Here is a 16789-nt window from a genome sequence, read left to right as displayed (position 1 = left end):
CGAGCGGCCGTCAGTTCACTGCCATGAGCGTCTTTTCCGGACCATGGACACGGGATCGCGAACGGCCGATCCAGACACGCAGCAATGCCAACAGCAGATCGAGGTCGACAGGCTTGGCGATGTAGTCGGAGGCGCCGGCGTCGAGGCACTTCTGCCGGTCGCCCTTCATTGCCTTGGCTGTGACCGAGATCAATGGGATATGGGCGATCGCCGGCATGCTGCGGATCTGCCGCATCGTCTCGTAGCCATCCATTTCCGGCATCATGATATCGATCAGTGCCGCATCGATGTCCGGGCTCTGCTCCAGAAGCGCGATACCTTCCCGGCCGCGCTCCGCATGCAGCACCTGGATGTCATAGGTCTCGAGAACGCTAGTAAGCGAATAGATGTTGCGGATGTCGTCGTCGACGATGAGGACCTTTGCGCCGGCGAGGTCGAATTTGTCCGGCTGTTCGGCTGCCGCACCATCGTTTTCGTGGCCTCGCCCGGGGAGTGTTGCCGACATCAGGAGAGCCAGCTGCGCGAAATTCTCCGCCCGCGGAACATCCGCCAATGCCGGATGCAAGGCGAGCGACTGTTGCAGCGCTTCCGGATGAGGCGCAAAGAACAGCAGTCGCGACACCGACTGCCCGAACAGGACGGCAATCTCATCCAGCATCTGGGCGTTGTCCTTGGCCGAGCGGCCAAAGCCGAGCACAACGGCATCATAGTTGGCGATGCCGATTTCGTCCGCATTCGCCGCGACGCGGCCGATCGCCGTAACCGAGGTGACGCCGTCGCGGATCGCCTCGATCAGCGAAAGGCGGCGCTCGGGATCGGGATCGGCAATCAGGACGCGGCTCTGGACGCGGAGCTTTCTGGAATGAATATCCTGGAAGACCTTCATCAGTTCGTCCGACGATACGGGCTTGGTTGAAATGCTGGATGCACCCTTGCGGGCAAGCACCTCGATGTCTTCGGCGCCCGAGATGACATGAACGGGAATGTCCTTGGTTTTCGGGTCATGGCGAAGCAGATCGAACAACACCCAGCCGTCGATATCCGATAGTCCGAGATCGAGCGTAATCGCGTCGGGAACCAGCTTGCGTGCCAAAGCCAGCGTGCCGGAGCCCGCGGTCGACAGGACGCCTTTCAGCCCGGCCGAACGTGCAAGGCCGAGCAGCAAACCGCCGAAGGTCGGGTCGTCCTCGACGATCAGCACGACCCGATCTTCAGACGAGATCATGTCGCGGTCATCGAGCAATTCGGAGGACGGCGGGCTCGGCTGCGCTGTCGTCGCGGCCACCTCCATCGCCGGCAGCAACGCCGCTTGCGGGGCCAAGGCCATCCGGGGTCCGTCGAATGGAATGACCAGAGTGAACGTCGAACCCTTGCCCGGCGTGCTCTCGACCCGCAATTCGCCGCCGAGCAGCCGGGCAATCTCCCGGCTGATCGAGAGCCCAAGCCCGGTGCCGCCATATTTGCGGCTGGTGGTGCCGTCGGCCTGCTGGAAGGCCTCGAAAATCAGCTTCTGCTTGTCTTGCGGAATACCGATGCCGGTATCGCTGACCACGATCGCGAGCGCCTCCATCGGTTGCGCCGAGCCGTTGTGACGGCCCGTCGTTTCGGCCCGGAAATTCAAGCGGACCTCGCCTTGCGAGGTGAACTTGAACGCGTTCGACAAAAGGTTGAGCACGATTTGCTGCAACCGCTTCTCGTCGGTGCGGACGGTTTCCGGAAGCTCGCGGTCGACATTGATGGTGAAGCCAAGCCCCTTGTCGGTCGCCAGCTGCCGGAAGGTTCGCTCCATATGCTGGCGAAGATGCACCACGGGCATATCGTTGATATCGATCGAGACGGTGCCCGATTCGATCTTCGACAGATCGAGGATGTCGTTGATGAGGCTCAAAAGGTCGGTGCCGGCCGAATTGATGGTGCGCGCGAACTCGACCTGCTTGTCGTTGAGATTGCCCTGCTGGTTGGTTGCGAGCAGGTTTGAAAGGATGAGCAGCGAGTTCAGCGGCGTGCGCAGTTCGTGGCTCATATTGGCGAGGAATTCCGACTTGTATTTCGAGGTAAGCGCCAGCTGCTCGGCCTTCTCCTCCAGCGCCCGCCGCGCCATCTCGATTTCCAGGTTCTTGTTCTCCACCTGCTTCTTTTCGTTCTCGAGCAGCTGCGCCTTTTCCTGCAGCTCCTCATTGGTGGCGTGCAGCTCCTCCTGCTTCTTGGTCAGTTCGGTCTGACGCGCCTGCAATTCCGAGGTCAGCAGCTGCGACTGCTTGAGCAGGCCTTCGGTGCGCATGGTGGCGGCGATGGTGTTGAGAACGATGCCGACGGATTCCATCAGCTGGTTGAGGAACGACTGGTGCGTGTCGCGGAATTCGCTGAACGAGGCGAGTTCGATGACGGCCTTCACCTCGTCCTCGAACAGAGCCGGAAGAATGATCACGTTCGCCGGCGCGGCATTGCCAAGGCCGGAGGTAACGCGCAGGAAATTCGGCGGCACATTGTCCAGCATGATGGCGCGCTTGTCGGCGGCACTCTGCCCGACAAGCCCTTCACGCAGATCGAGGCGTTGCTTGATTTCCGCCTTGCTTTCGGCGCCATAGGAGGCGGCGAGCTCCAGATAGAATTCATCCTCGTCGCGGTTGGTCACATAGAACACGCCATATTGCGCATTCACCAGCGGGGCGAGTTCGGACATGATGAGGCGCGAGATCGTGGCCAGGTCGCGCTCGCCCTGCAGCATGCGCGAGAAGCGGGCGAGATTGGTCTTCAGCCAGTCCTGCTCGGCATTCTTCAGCGTCTGGTCCTTCAAATTGCGGATCATCTCGTTGATGTTGTCTTTCAGCGCCGCCACCTCGCCGGAGGCCTGGACGCTGATCGAGCGGGTCAGATCGCCCTTGGTCACCGCCGTCGACACCTCGGCGATGGCGCGCACCTGAGTGGTCAGGTTGGCCGCGAGCTGATTGACGTTGTCGGTCAGGTCGCGCCAAAGGCCGGCAGCGCCGGGCACCCGGGCCTGGCCGCCGAGCTTGCCTTCGATGCCCACTTCGCGGGCGACGTTGGTCACCTGGTCGGCGAAGGTCGCCAGCGTCTCGATCATGCCGTTGATGGTGTCGGCGAGCGAGGCGATCTCGCCCTTGGCATCGACCGTCAGCTTGCGCTTGAGATTGCCTTGCGCGACCGCGGTCACGACATCGGCGATGCCGCGCACCTGGTTGGTCAGGTTCGTCGCCATCAGGTTGACGTTGTCGGTCAGGTCCTTCCAGGTACCGGCGACGCCCTCGACCCGCGCCTGGCCGCCGAGCTTGCCCTCGGTGCCGACCTCGCGGGCGACACGCGTCACTTCGCCGGCAAAGGAGTTCAGCTGGTCGACCATGGTGTTGATCGTCGATTTCAGCTCCAGGATCTCGCCCTTGACGTCGACGGTGATCTTCTTCGACAGGTCGCCGCGCGCCACAGCGGTGGTCACCTCGGCGATGTTACGGACCTGGCCGGTCAGGTTCTCGGCCATCGAATTCACATTGTCGGTCAGATCCTTCCAGGTGCCGGCAACGCCGCGCACCTGCGCCTGGCCGCCGAGCTTGCCCTCGGTGCCGACCTCGCGCGCCACGCGCGTCACCTCGGAGGCGAAGGAATTCAGCTGGTCGACCATCGTATTGATGGTGTCCTTGAGCTCGAGGATTTCGCCGCGCACATCGACGGTGATCTTCTTCGACAGGTCGCCAAGCGCCACCGCCGTGGTCACCTCGGCGATGTTGCGCACCTGGCCGGTCAGGTTGGCAGCCATCGCATTGACATTGTCGGTCAAGTCCTTCCAGGTGCCGGCAACGCCGCGCACCTGCGCCTGGCCGCCGAGCTTGCCGTCCGAACCGACCTCGCGCGCCACGCGCGTCACCTCGGAGGCGAAGGAATTCAGCTGGTCGACCATCGTATTGATGACGTCCTTGATCTGCAGGATCTCGCCCAATGCATCGACGGTGATCTTCTGGGTCAGGTCGCCGGTCGCAATTGCCGTCGCCACCTTGGAGACGTCGCGCAATTGCACGGTCAGATTGCCGGCCATGGCGTTGACGTTGTCGGTCAGGTCCTTCCAGGTGCCGCCGACACCCTCGACATGCGCCTGGCCGCCGAGCTTGCCTTCCGACCCCACTTCGCGCGCCACACGCGTCACTTCGGAGGCGAAGGAATTGAGCTGGTCGACCATCGTGTTGACGGTATCCTTGAGCTCCAGGATTTCGCCCTTGACGTCGACGGTGATCTTTTTCGACAGGTCGCCGCGGGCGACGGCGGTCGTCACCTCGGCGATGTTGCGGACCTGGCCGGTCAGGTTGGCGGCCATCAGATTGACGTTGTCGGTCAGGTCCTTCCAGGTGCCGCCGACCCCTTTCACCTCGGCCTGGCCGCCGAGCTTGCCCTCGGTGCCGACCTCGCGGGCGACGCGCGTCACTTCGGAGGCGAAGGAATTGAGCTGGTCGACCATCGTGTTGATGGTGTCCTTGAGCTCGAGGATTTCGCCCTGCACGGCGACAGTGATCTTCTTCGACAGGTCGCCCGAAGCGACCGCAGTCGTCACCTCGGCGATGTTGCGCACTTGGCCGGTCAGGTTCTCGGCCATCGAATTGACGTTGTCGGTCAGGTCCTTCCAGGTGCCGGCGACGCCGCGCACCTGCGCCTGGCCGCCGAGCTTGCCCTCGGTGCCGACCTCGCGGGCGACGCGCGTCACCTCGCCGGCAAATGAATTCAGCTGGTCGACCATGGTGTTGATAGTCGATTTCAGCTCGAGGATCTCGCCCTTGACGTCGACGGTGATCTTCTTCGACAGGTCGCCCAGCGCCACAGCCGTCGTCACCTCGGCTATATTGCGCACCTGGCCGGTCAGGTTCTCGGCCATCAGGTTGACGTTGTCGGTCAGGTCCTTCCATGTGCCGCCGACACCTTCGACGCGCGCCTGGCCGCCGAGCTTGCCTTCTGTACCGACTTCGCGCGCGACGCGCGTCACTTCCGAGGCGAAGGAATTGAGCTGGTCGACCATCGTGTTGATGGTGTTCTTGAGTTCGAGGATTTCGCCTTTCACGTCGACGGTAATCTTCTTCGACAGGTCGCCGGAAGCGACGGCGGTCGTCACCTCGGCGATGTTGCGCACCTGCCCGGTCAGGTTCGTCGCCATCGCGTTGACGTTGTCGGTCAGGTCCTTCCAGGTCCCGGCCACACCTTTCACGCGGGCCTGGCCGCCGAGCTTGCCTTCGGTGCCGACCTCGCGCGCCACGCGCGTCACTTCCGAGGCGAAGGAGGCCAGTTGCCCGACCATGGTGTTGACGATCTTGCCGATGCGCAGGAATTCGCCGCGCAACGGCCGGCCGTCGATTTCGACCATCATCGTCTGCGACAGGTCGCCTTTGGCGACCGCGCCGATGACGCGCGCCACTTCGGCCGTCGGCTGAACCATGTCCTCGATCAGATCGTTGACGGAACGGACGCTCGATTCCCAGCTGCCGGTGGCGTTGCGGACACGGCCGCGTTCGCCGATCCGGCCATCCTTGCCGACGACCTTGCTGAGGCGCTCAAACTCGCGCGTGACCTGATCGTTGAGCTCGACGATTTCGTTGAAGGTGTCGGCGATCTCCGAATCGAGGCCAGAATAGATATTGTCGATGCGAACGGAGAAGTCACCGCTCCGAAAAGCCTTCAGCGCGTTCAGTATTTGACGGTGGTCCAATTGCCTTGTGGATGCAAGCACGCTCACAGCGCCCCTCCCAGCTCACGGATTTCTTGAAAGTCCTGGTGAAACTGTCCCCTGCGGCCGACACAACTCCCCGCAAGCGCAACAACGCGGCGTGCTCGATTTGGTTCCAGGCGAAATTGCCGCGATGCGGCCGGAATTTCGCGGCCGAATTCATGAAACGACGAACAACAAAGATCCATAGTGATTGTATCGATCACTATTTCTGTCCAACGGAACATCTCGAAAAAACTCTCGTTGGTATAGATCGCGATAGAGCGATGCAACTCTATGGAGACACTAAGATGATGAAAATTCTCTCTGGATCCCTACTTGCTATCGGCCTGGCCACATCTGCCATGGCACAATCCATGGGCTCCGGGACCGGTAGCACTTCCGGCGGCAACACCGGGACCGGCAGCGCAACTACCCCGAACACGATCGATCCGAACGCAACGAACGCCACCACGCCGCAGACAAACGGTATGGAGGACCGCTGTAAGGATACGGCGAGCAGCGATACCGACAACAATACCCCCAGCGGCGCCATGACGTCGGATATGCAGAACTGCAACAAGTAACGGAGTTTTGCTCAGCCGTCATTTCAGCCCGCTGCCTGGTCCAGACCGGTGCTCGCGGTTCAAACCACAGCCAGAAACATGCACTGACCGGGCACGGGCCCATTACTTCTGAATGGATCGGCGAGCCCAAGCCGGGCGGCCGATTAACTAGTCTCAGCTAGGTTCTGCGATAAGCGGCGGCCAGCCCGGACGGGCGGGCGGCCGTTCTGCTGATTTTCGCGGAGAGAACTGGTGGAGCCAATCGGAATCGAACCGACGACCTCTTGAATGCCATTCAAGCGCTCTCCCAACTGAGCTATGGCCCCACTCCGGCAGTTCACCGGCGCCGTTTCCGGCGAAGAGATCCGGCGCGGGTTCTAGACCGCGCCGTTAGTGAAGGCGGCTTCTAACCCCGCCTTCAGTCAATATCAAGCCTTCAAGAACCGCTTTTTCTAGGCAGCGCCGCGAAAGCCGGCGAATGCGGTTCGCTCAGACCTCGTCGTCGTCTTCGCCGACGCCGATCATGTCGGCAACGTCGTCGTCTTCTTCCTCCTCGTCGGCGAGGAACGTGTCATCCTCGTCATCGCCAAGGTCAACGTCGTCTTCGTCATCGCCGAGATCGGGAAGCTCGTCGGCCTTCGCGTCCTCGTCCGCCTCTTCGAGCGAGACGACCTCGACGCCCTCTTCCTCCTCGGCGTCCACTTCCTTCTCGGCAACTTCCTCTTCCTCCTCGAGGGCGGCGATCTTGCCTTCCTCGAAATAGGAGCGCGGATAGCTCTTGCCCGTGTAAGGCGAGACGATCGGGTCCTTGTTCAAGTCATAGAATTTTCGACCCGTCTCCGGGTCGATGCGTTTGGTGCCAAGTTCGGGTTTTGCCACAGCAAGCCTCGTCGATGAAAGTTTGGTCCCCTTAACCAGAGTTTACGGCGCTGTCAAAGCGAAAAGCCGGCGTCCCAAAAAGCTTGAATTCGAAGGCCTTCATACCAAGGGGATGACCATTTCGGTACGCCATGATAGGAGACCCCGCAAACCAGCAGAAAATGGCCGGCCGCCGGCGTTTCCAGGAAAGAACCATGTCGCACACTGCCGCCCCGAAGCAGGCCACCGCCCGCAAATCATCTGGCCTTTCAGGCGCGGCACGGGTGCCGGGCGACAAGTCGATCTCGCACCGCTCGTTCATGTTCGGTGGCCTGGCCTCCGGCGAAACCCGCATCACCGGGCTGCTGGAAGGCGAGGACGTGATGCGTACGGGCGCTGCCATGAAGGCCATGGGCGCCCATATCGAGAAGCATGGCGCTGAGTGGGTGATCCGCGGTACCGGCAACGGCGCGCTGCTGCAGCCGGAAGGCCCGCTCGATTTCGGCAATGCCGGCACGGGCTCCCGCCTCACCATGGGCCTGGTCGGCACCTATGACATGGAAACCACCTTCATCGGCGACGCCTCGCTGTCGGGCCGGCCGATGGGCCGGGTGCTCGAACCGCTCCGCCAGATGGGCGTGCAGGTGCTGAAGGCGACGCCCGGCGACCGCATGCCGATCACGCTGCACGGGCCCAAGCACGCCGCGCCGATCACCTACCGCGTGCCGATGGCATCGGCGCAGGTCAAGTCGGCGGTGCTGCTGGCTGGGCTGAACACGCCGGGCATCACCACCGTCATCGAGCCGGTTATGACGCGCGACCACACCGAAAAGATGCTCAAGGGGTTCGGCGCCAATCTGTCGGTCGAGACCGACGAGCGCGGCGTGCGCCACATTTTCATCGAAGGCCAGGGCAAGCTCACGGGGCAGACGATCGCGGTGCCTGGCGACCCCTCCTCGGCCGGCTTTCCGCTGGTGGCGGCGCTGATCGTGCCGGGTTCGGACATTATCATCGAAAACGTGCTGATGAACCCGACCCGCACAGGCCTTCTGCTGACGCTGCAGGAAATGGGCGCGCGCATCGACATAATCGATCCGCGCACCGAAGGCGGCGAGGATGTTGCCGATCTGCGCGTGCGTTACTCCGAGCTGAAAGGCGTCACCGTACCGCCGGAACGGGCGCCGACGATGATCGACGAGTATCCGGTGCTTGCCGTGGCGGCCAGCTTCGCCGAGGGCGAAACGCTGATGCTTGGCCTGGAAGAGCTGCGCGTGAAGGAATCCGACCGGCTGTCGGCAGTGGCCGAAGGGCTGAAGCTCAACGGCGTCGACTGCAGCGAAGGCGAGGCCTCGCTTGTCGTGCGCGGAAAGCCCGGCGGCAAGGGCCTCGGCCAGCATCCCAACGGACAGGGCACCATCGTCCAGACCCATCTCGATCACCGCATCGCCATGAGCTTTCTGGTGATGGGGCTGGCGACGGAAAAACCGGTGACCATCGACGATCAGGCGATGATCGCAACGAGCTTTCCGGAATTCATGGGACTGATGAAGGGGCTGGGCGCGGAGATTGAATGAAATATGTCTGCGTACATTGGAAGCACGAGCGGCCGGAGCAACCATCTCATCTCTGGTATGAGATTGCCGACGACAACTGTCAGTCGAGAACAATAGAGTTCTATCGGGACGGTTCAGTCGGTTTTGCGTCACGTGGCGTCGCGCCAGATGGATCAGAGGACCTCGAAGTTGGCGGGACAACGAACTCAGACCAACCTTTTCCGGCCCTCGACGAGATCAACGCTGATCCTGTATTTGAGGCGGTGGAAGTCACGGCGGCAGAGTTTGAAAAGCGTTGGCAGCAGGCGCTTGCCTCGCGACGGCATATGACGGCGTCCTTCACCATCGCCATCGACGGACCTGCCGGTGCCGGCAAAGGCACCCTTGCCCGGCGGCTCGCCGATCACTACCGGCTGAACCTGCTCGACACCGGCCTTACCTATCGCGCGGTAGCCCATGCGCTGCTTCGGCTTGGCCTGCCGCTCGACAATGTCTCGGCCGCCGAAACCGCCGCCCGCCAGGTTGATCTGGCCAAGCTCGACCGGGCGGTGCTGTCGGCGCATGCGGTCGGCGAGGCGGCGTCGAAAGTGGCGGTCATCCCGTCAGTGCGGCGTATACTGGTCGACAAACAGCGCGACTTCGCCAAGACGCCGCCAGGCGCAGTGCTGGACGGCCGCGACATCGGCACCGTCGTCTGTCCCGATGCCGACGTAAAACTCTATGTCACGGCCAGCGCCGAGGTGCGGGCAAAGCGGCGGCTGGATGAAATCGAGAGCATCGGCGGCACCGCTAATTTCGATGAAATCCTTGCCGATATCGTGCGCCGCGACGAGCGCGACATGGGCCGCATGGACTCGCCCTTGAAGCCGGCCGCCGATGCGCACTTGCTCGACACGTCGGAAATGGCTATAGAGGCCGCGTTTCTGGCAGCTCAGGTGATCATCGACGACGTCCTGGCCAAGAGAAACGAAGCCTGAGCCGGGTTTTCCTGCCGCCGCCGATTGCCGGCGACAACAAGAATTCCCATATCGGGTAGGAACCAGCCTGCCAGCATTCTTCATGCGCCGGAATTGCCGCTCAAGGGCGGCCAAGGGCTTTTTGCCCGGAACGCCGGCAGGCCAACGCAACGCTAACCCACGGCGCCGGCCCCGCGACAGATTGCGGGGCATTCCAGGAGAAACTATGTCAGTTGCAAATCCCACTCGCGATGATTTCGCGAGCCTGCTCGAAGAATCATTTTCCGCCGGCCATTCCGGCGAAGGCCAGGTCGTCAAGGGCATCATCACCGCCATTGAGAAGGAGATGGCCATCATCGACGTCGGCCTCAAGGTCGAAGGCCGCGTGCCGCTGAAGGAATTCGGCGTCAAGGGCAAGGACACGACGCTCAAGGTCGGCGACACGGTCGAGGTCTATGTCGAGCGTATCGAAAATGCGCTTGGCGAAGCCATGCTGTCGCGTGAGAAGGCCCGCCGCGAAGAGAGCTGGGTCCGTCTCGAAGAGAAGTTCACCAAGGGCGAACGCGTCGAAGGCGTCATCTTCAACCAGGTCAAGGGCGGCTTCACCGTCGACCTCGACGGCGCTGTGGCCTTCCTGCCGCGCAGCCAGGTTGACATCCGCCCGATCCGCGACGTCTCGCCGCTGATGCACAACCCGCAGCCCTTCGAGATCCTCAAGATGGATCGCCGCCGCGGCAACATCGTGGTGTCGCGCCGCACCGTGCTCGAGGAAAGCCGCGCCGAACAGCGTTCGGAAATCGTGCAGAACCTCGAAGAAGGCCAAGTAGTCGAAGGCGTCGTCAAGAACATCACCGACTATGGTGCGTTCGTCGACCTCGGCGGCATCGATGGCCTGCTGCACGTCACCGACATGGCCTGGCGCCGCGTCAATCATCCGACCGAAATCCTCAACATCGGCCAGACGGTCAAGGTGCAGATCATCCGCATCAACCAGGAAACCCACCGCATCTCGCTCGGCATGAAGCAGCTCGAGAGCGATCCGTGGTCCGAGATCGGCACCAAGTTCCCGATCGGCAAGAAGATCAAGGGTACCGTCACCAACATCACCGACTACGGCGCATTCGTCGAGCTGGAGCCGGGCATCGAAGGCCTCATCCACGTTTCGGAAATGTCGTGGACCAAGAAGAACGTGCATCCCGGCAAGATCCTGTCGACGACGCAGGAAGTCGACGTGGTGGTGCTCGAAGTCGATCCGGCCAAGCGCCGTATCTCGCTCGGCCTCAAGCAGACGCTGGAGAACCCGTGGGAGGCCTTCGCGCGCAGCCACCCGGTCGGCAGCCAGGTCGAGGGCGAGGTCAAGAACAAGACCGAGTTCGGCCTGTTCATCGGCCTCGAAGGCGACGTCGACGGCATGGTCCACCTTTCCGACCTCGACTGGACCCGTCCTGGCGAGCAGGTGATCGAGGAGTACAATCGCGGCGACATGGTCAAGGCGCAGGTGCTCGACGTCGACATCGACAAGGAACGCATCTCGCTCGGCATCAAGCAGCTGGCCAAGGATACGGTCGGCGAAGCAGCGACGTCAGGCGAACTGCGCAAGAACGCAGTCGTCACCTGCGAGGTTATCGGCGTGAAGGATGGCGGTCTGGAAGTGCGGCTGGTCGACAGCGGCATCGAGACCTTCATCAAGCGCTCCGACCTCAGCCGTGACCGCGACGAGCAGCGCCCCGAGCGCTTCACCGTCGGCCAGAAAGTCGACGCCCGCGTCATCGCCTTCGACAAGAAGACCCGCAAGCTGCAGGTCTCGATCAAGGCGCTGGAAATCGCCGAAGAGAAGGAAGCGGTCGCTCAGTACGGCTCAACCGATTCCGGCGCTTCGCTGGGCGACATCCTTGGCGCCGCGCTGAAGAAGCAGGGCAGCTAAGCCAACACCGCGCCTCGCGCGGGTTATAAACGAAACAAAAAAAGCCCCGCCGGAACGATCCGGCGGGGCTTTTGCTTGTGACCTTTTGCTTGTGACGAGCCGCAGGCTTAGGCCCTGCCGTAAAGCGGCACCAGCGTGCCGCTGATGGCCATGTTGGCCGGCGAGGCGAGATAGGCAATGGCCTCGGCGGCCGCTTCAAGGCTGACCCATCTGCTGAAATCTGCGTTCGGCATGTCAGCCCGGTTGGCCGGCGTGTCGAGCGTCGAAGGCGCCACGGCGTTGACCAGGATGCCGTTGCCCTTCAGCTCTTCGGCTATCGCCACGGTCATCGCGGCGACTGCCGCCTTGGCGGCGGCGTAGGCCACCTTGCCGGAGCCGCGCCGCGGATCGAGCCCGGCTCGCGCGGTGACATTGACGATGCGACCCGGCACGGAAGATCCCAGCATCGAGCGTATCGCCGCGCGGCAGCACAGAAAGGTGGTGCGGGCATTGGTGTCCATCATCTCGGCGAAGGAGGCGGGTTCGATCTTCTCGACCGGCGCCGCGGTGAAGCCGCCGGCAAGATGCACCGATGCCCATAAATCTGGAACGCTGGCATAGAAGGCGTCGACCTTGGCAGGGTCGGCAAGGTCGACATTGTGCGCCAGCCTGACGCGGTCATGCGCCGGAAAGGGAAAATGCGCAGGCGCGGCAGCGTGGGCATTGGGCACATGGCAGATCGCGCCCTGCTCCAGCAGTTTTCCTACGACCGCGCCGCCAAGGGCACCGGTGCCGCCGGTCACCACGATATGTCTGCCGTCCAGTGTTTCCGTCATATTCGACCGCTCCGTCATTGCGCGCCGCCGATGCGGAAGGTCGCGCCTTTCGCGCGATCACTCAACCGAAATCTCGATGACGTAAGGTCGTCCAGTCGCCCGCGCGCGCCCAAGCGCGTCCGCCAAGCCGCCGGTGCCGGAAATCCGCTCGGCGGCAATGCCGTAGGCTTCGGCCAATTTGCAGAAATCCGGCGGTGCCGGGGAGACGCCGACCGGCTCGACGCCGACGTCGAGCATCGAGGTTTCGATCTCGCGGTAGCCACGATTGTTCCAGACTGTGAAGATCACCGGCGCCGCCGCGTCGAGCGCGGCGCCCAGTTCCGGCAGGGTGAACTGGAAGCCGCCGTCGCCGGTGAGGCAAACGACCGGCGCCTCAGGCCTGGCAAGGACGGCACCGATCGCCGCCGGCGGGCCATAGCCGAGCGCGCCGAAGCCGGTGGCGGCGTTGAACCAGCCGCCCGGCCGGTCATGATCGTAATAGAGGTTGGCGGCGTAGACCGGCTGGGTCGAATCGCCGACGATGATCGCGCCAGGCAGCGCATCGCGGATCGTCTCGACGGCGCGCAGTTGCGCCTGCATGGCCGGGCCAATCTCGGCAAAGGCCGCCTGCCGCGTCGCGGCGGCGCGGGCTGAACCATCATCCAATGGCGTCTCGTGCGTGCCGATTTCGGCAAGCAGCGCCTTGAGCGCCGCTCCGCAATCGGCCTGGATCGAAATCCGCGCAGGCCGGCGGGCAAGCTGGTCGGCGCCGATGTCGATGCGGATCAGGTTGGCGGGCAGGACAAAACCGCCGTCGCCATAGCCATCATAGTCGGTCGGACCGAATTCGGTGCCAGCGGCAATGACCAGATCGGCGCCGGCCATCAGCGCACGCACCGCCTTCAGGCTGGGGCTGGCCGGCACGCCAAGCGGATGACGATAGAGCAGGCCGCGCGCATTGGCGGTCTGGACGACCGGCGCTCCCAACCTCTCGGCCAGGCGCTGCAACGGCGCTTCGGCCGCTTTGGCGCCGCCACCGGCGAGGATAAGCGGCAGGCTGGCAGACGCGCACAGCCTTGCCGCCTCTGCAATCGCCGCCACATCCGGCCCGGGCGGCGCTGAATTCCGCAGCAGCGGCACGATGCCGTTGGCCGGCATGGTCATGACATCGGTCGGGATCTCAATATGCACCGGACCCGGACGCGAGGATGAGAACAGCGCAAAGGCGCGGGCGAGCACGCCGGGCAGTTCGCCGGCCTCGGTGACACGGTGCGAAAACAGCGCCACCTTCTCCATCATGCCGCGCTGGTCCGGCAGTTCATGCAGATGGCCAAGGCCTTTGCCCAGCGTCGGTGTGGCGTTGACGCCCGAGATTACCAGCATCGGCACCGAATCGGCGCGCGCCTGACCCATGGCGGTGATGGCGTTGGTCAGCCCCGGCCCGGTGATGACGAAGGCGATACCCGGCCTGCCGCTGGCGCGCGCATAGCCGTCAGCCATGAAGCCGGCGCCCTGCTCGTGGCGCGGCGTGACGTGACGGATCTTCGATCGCGCAAGCCCGCGATAGAGCTCGACCGTGTGTACGCCGGGAATGCCGAAGACGGTGTCGACGCCGTGCGCTTCGAGCAAGGTGATGAGCGCTTCGCCGATGGTCGTCATTGTCTTAGCACCGGGCGCGTGAGGCAGGTAGGGCCGCCCTCGCAGGCAATGCACAGCGCATCGGCCTCGAATGTCGAGACCGTACAGCCGGCGGCTTGCATGGCAGCCGCCGTCTTCGGAAAACCGGCAACGGCGATAACCTGGCGCGGCGCGGTCGGCAGCACGTTCAGGCTGAGCCCATTCGAGACGAAGAATTCGTCGGCGTCGCCCTCGACCAGCCGAATGCCGCGTTCGCGCAGCATCTGGTGGAAGGCGACCGGCAGGAGGGGCGCATAGACCAGCGCCAGATCGTCTGCGAGCGGGCTGATCACCGACATCAGATGCAGGCAGGCCTCCTCGCCCTGCCAGAGCGGGAGGTCGAAGCCATAGACCTGGATGCCCTTGGGTGAAAGCAGGTTGGAGAGCTGCTGGATGCCGTGCTGATTGGTGCGCACGCCGCGGCCGACGGCCAGCGTGTTTGCATCCACCCACACGCAGTCGCCGCCCTCGACCTGGCCGGGAGCCTCGATACGGCCGAGGATGGGGATGCCCATGCGCCCGTAGGCTGCCTCGTGCAGGCCGGGCTCTCGCCGGCGCAGCGCCTTGCCCATGGCAAGGATGACCGCGCCATGGTCGGTCATCAGCGACGGATCGTGGGTAAAGACCGAATCGGCAAGCCCGTCATCGGCGTCGCTCAGCCATTCGATTTCGGCGCCTGAGACAGAAATCAGCCTGGCCAGTGCATCATGCTGGGCTGCCGCTTTTTGTGGATCGAAGCCGGGGCCATAGTGCCACTCCAGCGCTTCGGCCCGACGCATGGCGCTGGCGGCGGAGCGCATCAGCACGCGCTGCAGCGGCCCGGCCATCGACTGCGACCCGTATGCTTTGCCCACTAAGTTCTCCTGAAACGCGCCCCTCCTGCCAATAGCCACTCGGCAGGCCGTGATCAATGGTCCAAAAACTGCGGTTGACGGAGGCAAGCGGAACGGTCCATCTTGAGAATCGGAACGCTGTCCAGTGACGGGTAATGGGTAAAAAATTCCAGCAAGCACTGCCTCGGCTGCTCCGCGGGGCGCCGCGACGATGACAGCGCCGGCCACCGCCCTGAAGCATACGGCGCAGAACGGCGCTGCCGAAGCCATCCACGTCGAGAACCTGCACAAGAATTTCGGCAAGCTGCATGTATTGAAGGGCGTTTCGCTGTCGGCGCGCGATGGCGAGGTGATCGCCATCATCGGCGGCAGCGGCTCGGGCAAATCGACGCTGCTGCGCTGCATCAACTGCCTGGAGAACCCGACCAGCGGCATCATCCGGGTCAATGGCGAAGAGATAAAGCTGAAGGCCGACAGCTACGGCCACACCGTGCCCGCCGACCGCAAGCAGATCGAACGCATCCGCTCCAAGCTCGGCATGGTCTTCCAGAACTTCAATCTGTGGAGCCACATGACGTTGATCGAGAACGTCATCGAGGTTCCCGTGCATGTGCTCGGCGTCAAGCGCGATGTGGCGATCGGCGAGGCGGAAAAATTGCTCGCCCGCGTCGGCCTGGCCGAAAAACGCGACGTCTATCCCGCCTATCTGTCGGGCGGCCAACAGCAGCGCGCCGCGATTGCCAGGGCGTTGGCCATCAACCCGCGCGTCATGCTGTTCGACGAGCCGACCTCGGCGCTCGATCCGGAGCTGGTCGGCGAGGTGCTGAAGGTGATCGGCGACCTGGCGCGCGAAGGCCGCACTATGGTGCTGGTCACCCATGAGATGAAGTTTGCCCGCGAGGTCGCGACGCATGTCGTCTACCTCCACAACGGGCTGGTCGAGGAAGAAGGGCCGCCGGAACAGATCTTCGGCGCGCCGAAATCCGAAAGGCTGAAGCAGTTCATCCGCAACATCAGTTAAACTGTGGGCGGACGAAAACCGGGAACAACAACAAAACTGGGAGTCATGACGATGAAGATTATTCTCAAGACCTTTGCCGCAGCGCTGCTGCTCGGCGTTGCCGCGATGGGCGTGGCCAAGGCCGATCCGGTCAAGATCGGCGTCGCCGCCGAACCCTATCCGCCCTTCGCCTCGCCGGACGCTTCCGGCAAATGGGTCGGCTGGGAGATCGAATTCATCGATGCCGTCTGCGCCGAGGAGAAGCTCGACTGCGTCATCACCCCCGTCGCCTGGGACGGCATCATTCCGGCGCTGACGACCAAGAAGATCGATCTTATCGCCGCCTCGATGTCGATCACCGCCGAGCGCGAGAAGACGATCGCCTTCTCGGACAAATATTACAACACCCCGACTGCGATCATCGGGCCGAAGGACCAGAAGTTCGGCTCAACACCGGAGGACCTCAAGGGCAAGATCATCGGCGTCCAAGTCTCGACCGTACACGCCGACTACGCCAAGAAGCACTTCGCCGACGCGGCGGAAATCAAGGAATACCAGACCCAGGACGAGGCCAACCAGGATCTTGCCGCCGGCCGGGTCGACGCGGTGCAGGCCGATTCCATTGCCCTCGACGCCTTCCTAAAATCGGACCAGGGCAAGCAATGCTGCGATCTGAAGGGCATGGTCGCGCCGGATCTGGCCATTCTCGGGCCCGGCGTCGGCGCCGGCGTCCGCAAGGAAGACTCCGAGTTGAAGGAAAAGATCAACGCCGGCATCAAGGCCATCCGCGCCAACGGCAAATATGACGAGATTTCGAAGAAGTACTTCGACTTCGACATTTACGGTGCCGACACGCAGTCGAACTGACTGCCTCATCCATGAGCGATTAACCACGCGGCCCCGATAGAGCCGCGTGGTTCGTCGAAATCC

At 63.2% G+C, this 16789-nt stretch carries 11 protein-coding genes, 1 tRNA gene and 1 pseudogene; 7 read left to right on the top strand and 6 right to left on the bottom strand.

Features of this window, described 5'->3' with window-relative positions; translation table 11 throughout:
- Positions 1-10: 10 nt before the first annotated feature.
- Positions 11-5722: a HAMP domain-containing protein gene (locus tag NKJ28_RS08505; RefSeq protein WP_352635061.1), complete on the bottom strand. Its 5712-nt coding sequence runs from the start codon at positions 5720-5722 to the stop codon at positions 11-13.
- A gap of 44 nt (positions 5723-5766) precedes the next feature.
- On the opposite strand from NKJ28_RS08505, the gene NKJ28_RS08500 reads away from it, so the two are divergent.
- The gene (locus tag NKJ28_RS08500) at positions 5767-6285 is read left to right on the top strand and encodes a hypothetical protein (RefSeq protein ID WP_352634963.1); all 519 of its coding nucleotides are present in this window, start codon (positions 5767-5769) and stop codon (positions 6283-6285) included.
- A 229-nt stretch (positions 6286-6514) separates the two neighbouring features.
- On the opposite strand, the gene NKJ28_RS08495 is transcribed toward NKJ28_RS08500, so the two are convergent.
- Positions 6515-6590, bottom strand: a tRNA-Ala gene (locus tag NKJ28_RS08495).
- Positions 6591-6753: 163 nt separating this feature from the next.
- On the bottom strand, positions 6754-7143 hold the full coding sequence (locus NKJ28_RS08490; protein ID WP_023676282.1) for a TIGR02300 family protein: 390 nt from the start codon (positions 7141-7143) through the stop codon (positions 6754-6756).
- Positions 7144-7337: 194 nt separating this feature from the next.
- On the opposite strand from NKJ28_RS08490, the gene aroA reads away from it, so the two are divergent.
- From aroA to rpsA, 4 genes and pseudogenes are all read left to right on the top strand, one after another.
- A complete protein-coding gene (gene aroA, locus NKJ28_RS08485) occupies positions 7338-8696 on the top strand; it encodes a 3-phosphoshikimate 1-carboxyvinyltransferase (RefSeq protein ID WP_352634961.1) in 1359 nt (452 codons plus the stop codon).
- A pseudogene (locus tag NKJ28_RS08480) lies at positions 8693-8971 on the top strand (DUF6881 domain-containing protein); the annotation flags it as partial. The gene aroA and the pseudogene NKJ28_RS08480, both read left to right, overlap by 4 nt.
- 30 nt (positions 8972-9001) lie before the next feature.
- Positions 9002-9652 carry a (d)CMP kinase gene (cmk, locus tag NKJ28_RS08475; protein ID WP_352635059.1) on the top strand — a complete coding sequence of 217 codons (651 nt, stop codon included), beginning with the start codon at positions 9002-9004 and terminating at the stop codon, positions 9650-9652.
- 205 nt (positions 9653-9857) lie between these two features.
- On the top strand, positions 9858-11555 hold the full coding sequence (rpsA, locus tag NKJ28_RS08470) for a 30S ribosomal protein S1 (RefSeq protein WP_352634959.1): 1698 nt from the start codon (positions 9858-9860) through the stop codon (positions 11553-11555).
- 107 nt (positions 11556-11662) lie between these two features.
- Here rpsA and NKJ28_RS08465 read toward each other — a convergent pair whose 3' ends face one another.
- From NKJ28_RS08465 to NKJ28_RS08455, 3 genes are read right to left on the bottom strand one after another with little or no spacing between them, the layout of a single operon-like run.
- On the bottom strand, positions 11663-12370 hold the full coding sequence (locus NKJ28_RS08465; protein WP_023676277.1) for an SDR family NAD(P)-dependent oxidoreductase: 708 nt from the start codon (positions 12368-12370) through the stop codon (positions 11663-11665).
- A 57-nt stretch (positions 12371-12427) separates the two neighbouring features.
- Positions 12428-14008 (bottom strand): 5-guanidino-2-oxopentanoate decarboxylase, encoded by a 1581-nt coding sequence (locus NKJ28_RS08460; protein ID WP_352634957.1) that lies wholly within the window; start codon positions 14006-14008, stop codon positions 12428-12430.
- Positions 14005-14853 (bottom strand): dimethylarginine dimethylaminohydrolase family protein, encoded by an 849-nt coding sequence (locus NKJ28_RS08455; protein WP_352591054.1) that lies wholly within the window; start codon positions 14851-14853, stop codon positions 14005-14007. Before NKJ28_RS08455 ends, NKJ28_RS08460 begins: the two co-directional genes overlap by 4 nt.
- A 217-nt stretch (positions 14854-15070) precedes the next feature.
- On the opposite strand from NKJ28_RS08455, the gene NKJ28_RS08450 reads away from it, so the two are divergent.
- On the top strand, positions 15071-15880 hold the full coding sequence (locus NKJ28_RS08450; protein ID WP_023676274.1) for an ABC transporter ATP-binding protein: 810 nt from the start codon (positions 15071-15073) through the stop codon (positions 15878-15880).
- Between the two features lie 51 nt (positions 15881-15931).
- Positions 15932-16726, top strand: coding sequence for a transporter substrate-binding domain-containing protein (locus NKJ28_RS08445; RefSeq protein ID WP_352568373.1), 795 nt, complete (start codon positions 15932-15934; stop codon positions 16724-16726).
- Positions 16727-16789 lie beyond the last annotated feature (63 nt).

Source organism: Mesorhizobium sp. M0145 (assembly GCF_040322355.1).
Lineage (GTDB): Bacteria > Pseudomonadota > Alphaproteobacteria > Rhizobiales > Rhizobiaceae > Mesorhizobium.
The sequence above is the reverse complement of the archived record's forward strand: the minus strand, read 5'-3'. Positions and strand labels throughout refer to the sequence as shown.